The organism is Pseudomonas sp. FYR_7 (genome assembly GCF_043106155.1).
In the GTDB taxonomy this organism is placed as follows: Bacteria; Pseudomonadota; Gammaproteobacteria; order Pseudomonadales; family Pseudomonadaceae; genus Aquipseudomonas; species Aquipseudomonas parafulva_B.
Genome location: NZ_JBICMI010000066.1, coordinates 1 through 3,404, shown reverse-complemented (window position 1 = coordinate 3,404; position 3,404 = coordinate 1). Strand labels below are relative to the sequence as shown.

At 58.8% G+C, this 3,404-nt stretch carries 1 protein-coding gene; it reads left to right on the top strand.

The features are described 5' to 3' along the window. Window positions 1-384: 384 nt before the first annotated feature. On the top strand, window positions 385-3,404 hold a 3,020-nt coding region (locus ACF8R3_RS16195; RefSeq protein ID WP_392515889.1), incomplete at its 3' end, for a retention module-containing protein.

The following is a 3,404-nucleotide window of genomic DNA, read 5'->3' as shown; positions in this document are numbered from 1 at the left end:
GTGGCGTCAATAAACAAAATTGACCTTCTGTTGACGCTGTCGGTCCTACTGAGCCCGACGAACGGTTGAAAAGCATGTGGTTTCTGGCCGCTGTCATCACTTAGACCCGCATGCTCTGTGCCATTGCGCTGTTTTAATGACGCAACGCATTTGCTGTTGATTGGCCCTTGGCTAAGGTAGAAATATCAATGTGACATTACCTTGGTGATTGTTTAGGATGGCCAATATAAGGTCAATAGTTTGGCAGAAATCTAACTTTATTTCGTCATAGACGGAATGTTGACGCAATCAAGCGTCAAGAGATCATCGACATAATTCCTGTTCAGGTGGCTGCGGATGCCGCTCTGGCACAGAAGTACCCCAGCGGGTCACACGGAGAGTCCAATGAGCAGCGTTGTAGCCATCGTCAAAAGTATTGTCGGCCAGGTTATTGCGGTATCCCCTGAAGGCATCAGGCGTGTGCTCATAGAAGGCGATCGACTTCTTGCTGGTGAGCAGGTCCTTACCGGTGCGGGTGGCGCGGTAACGCTGGAGTTGGCAGACGGCCGGTTGCTTGACCTTGGTCGTGATACCCAGTGGAGCGCAGACACGCCTGACAGCAGTACTGACTTGGGCCAGGCCGCTGCCCAGGCAGCGCCGTCGGTCGAGGAATTGCAACAAGCGATCGCTGCAGGCGCTGACCCGACCACCGATCTTGAAGCCACGGCTGCCGGTCCGACCGCTGCGGGTGGCGGTGCAGCAGGTGGCGGCCACAGTTTCGTCATGCTGGAGGAAACGGCCGGCAGCGTTGATCCCACGATTGGCTTCCCTACAGAAGGCCTTGGTTTTGCCGCAGCGGCCGCCCCCGTGGAGGTGGCTGGAACCACTGCTGACAATCGTGTCACCGCGCCGACAACCAGTACTACGGTTGCCACCACCCTTGTGGTCGGGGCCACGCCATCGATCAGCGAAGCGGGTGGCGTCATTGTCTATACCGCTACGGTTGGCCAGGCACCGAGCAGCGACCTTCTCATCACCCTGGCCAATGGCTCTGTGATCGTCATTCCGGCCGGGCAGACCACTGGCAGTGTCAACGTCGTGATCCCGCCGAATGACACGCCCTACATTGATGGTGGGCAAATTTCGACCACGGTCACCGGTACCAGCGGGGGGAGTGGCATTTCAGTAACTCCACCTCAAGGGCCGTTGGTTACTGAAATTACAGATACCATCGATGTCACCACTGCAACGTTGACCGCCACTCCCTCGGTCACCGAAGGCGGCGTGATCACGTACACCGTGACATTGACCAACCCGGCCCAGACTCCAGTAACTGTGACCCTGTCCAACGGCCAGGTCATCACTGTTGAGGCAGGCAAGACCCAGGGCAGCATCGACTTCCAGACCCCGGCGAACGACGTCTACAACAACGGTTCCACCGTTAGCGTGACCATCGACAGCGCCACGGGTGGTAATTTCGAACAGCTGACCCCGAACCCAGCGGCTGCCGTTACTACGATCAATGACTCGATCGACACCACCACTGCCACGCTGACGGCTTCGCCAAGCGTGACCGAAGGTGGCGTGATCACTTACACCGTCACGCTGACCAACCCGGCTCAGACTCCGGTTACCGTGACCCTGTCCAACGGCCAGGTCATCACCGTTGAAGCAGGCAAGACTCAAGGCAGCATCGACTTCCAAACCCCGGCTAACGACGTCTACAACAACGGCTCGACCGTTAGTGTGACCATCGACAGCGCCACGGGCGGCAACTTCGAGCAGCTAACGCCTAACCCGACGCCAGCTGTAACGACGATCAATGATTCGATCGACACGACCACTGCCACGCTGACGGCTTCGCCGAGCGTCACCGAAGGCGGTGTCATTACCTACACCGTTACCCTGACCAACCCGGCTCAGACTCCGGTCATCGTGACCCTGTCCAATGGTCAGGTCATCACCGTTGAAGCAGGCAAGACCCAGGGCAGCATCGATTTCCAGACCCCGGCCAACGACGTCTACAACAACGGTTCCACCGTTAGCGTGACCATCGACAGTGCCACGGGCGGCAACTTCGAACAGCTGACGCCAAACCCGACACCAGCAGTTACCACGATCAATGATTCGATCGACACCACCACTGCCACGCTGACGGCTTCGCCAAGCGTGACCGAAGGTGGCGTGATCACTTACACCGTCACGCTGACCAACCCGGCTCAAACCCCAGTTACCGTGACCCTGTCCAACGGCCAGGTCATCACTGTTGAAGCAGGCAAGACCCAGGGCAGCATCGACTTCCAAACCCCGGCGAACGACGTCTACAACAACGGTTCCACCGTTAGCGTGACCATCGACAGCGCCACGGGCGGCAACTTCGAGCAGCTGACGCCTAACCCGACGCCAGCTGTAACGACGATCAATGATTCGATCGACACCACTACCGCGACCCTGACCGCCTCGCCAAGCGTGACTGAAGGCGGCGTTATCACCTACACCGTGACCCTGACGAACCCGGCTCAGGCCCCGGTGACCGTGACCCTGTCCAACGGTCAGGTCATCACCGTTGAAGCAGGCAAGACCCAGGGCAGCATCGACTTCCAAACTCCGGTGAACGACGTCTATAACAACGGCTCGACCGTTAGTGTGACCATCGACAGCGCTACGGGCGGCAACTTCGAGCAGCTGACGCCGAACCCAGCGGCTGCGGTTACCACGATCAATGATTCAATCGACACTACAACCGCGACCCTGACCGCGAACCCTTCGGTTACTGAGGGCGGTGTCATCACCTACACCGTGACCCTGACCAACCCGGCTCAGACTCCGGTGACCGTGACCCTGTCCAACGGCCAGGTCATCACCGTTGAAGCAGGCAAGACTCAAGGCAGCATCGATTTCCAGACCCCGGCCAACGATGTCTACAACAACGGCTCGACCGTTAGTGTGACCATCGACAGCGCCACGGGCGGCAACTTCGAGCAGCTAACGCCTAACCCGACGCCAGCTGTAACGACGATCAATGATTCGATCGACACGACCACTGCCACGCTGACGGCTTCGCCGAGCGTCACCGAAGGCGGCGTCATCACCTACACCGTGACCTTGACCAACCCGGCTCAGACTCCGGTGACCGTGACCCTGTCCAATGGTCAGGTCATCACCGTTGAAGCAGGCAAGACCCAGGGCAGCATCGACTTCCAGACCCCGGCGAACGACGTTTACAACAACGGCTCGACCGTTAGCGTGACCATCGACAGCGCCGCGGGCGGTAACTTCGAACAGCTGACGCCTAACCCGACGCCAGCGGTTACCACGATCAATGATTCGATCGACACCACTACCGCGACCTTGACCGCGAGTCCTTCGGTCACCGAAGGCGGTGTCATCACTTACACCGTGACCCTGACCAATCCGGCTCAGAC